This is a genomic window from Caulobacter sp. 05T431, assembly GCF_056665975.1.
In genome coordinates this window covers 1-452 of the sequence record NZ_JBFTKU010000117.1, presented here as the reverse complement: position 1 = coordinate 452, position 452 = coordinate 1, and the positions used below count along the sequence as shown (strand labels likewise).

General features: G+C 65.5%; 1 protein-coding gene. It reads right to left on the bottom strand.

The window, feature by feature from the left end; all coding sequences use genetic code 11:
- The coding region (locus AC1U89_RS24770; RefSeq protein ID WP_479902262.1) for a TadE/TadG family type IV pilus assembly protein at positions 1–336 on the bottom strand (336 nt) is incomplete at its 3' end.
- Positions 337–452: the final 116 nt, after the last annotated feature.

Sequence of the window (452 nt, the reverse complement as noted above, 5' to 3'; positions counted from 1 at the left end):
GGTGACCGCGGGTGCCGCTGCCGGGTCGTTGGCCCGGGCGAATGATGCCGCAGCGTTGCGGGCAGCCACCGGGTCGCCGGGGAGGTATGACGCACCAGCCAGCGCGGCGGCGTCCATTGCATTGCTCAGGTGCTGGCGCTCGTAGACCAACCTGCCGACGTCGAGGGCCATCGCAAGGGCCCCGAATAGCACCGGAACCATCAGAGCGAAGATGACGGCCGCCGCTCCACGCTCCAGGGATGCCTTGCTGCGTGCGTTACTCTCCTTCGCCTGCTCCCGGTTAGTACGGACGCGAAATAGCCGCTTCAGGAACGGTCCTGGTGTCAAGGCGTGCATGACCCTCCGGTCCAACGCTGTGCACCCGAGGCCACAGCCGCCGGGCTTTCCATTTTCATAACGGCTTTGGCCTCGAAGACTCCGCCGAGTACCCAGGAAAAGAAACCGGTCAGGGA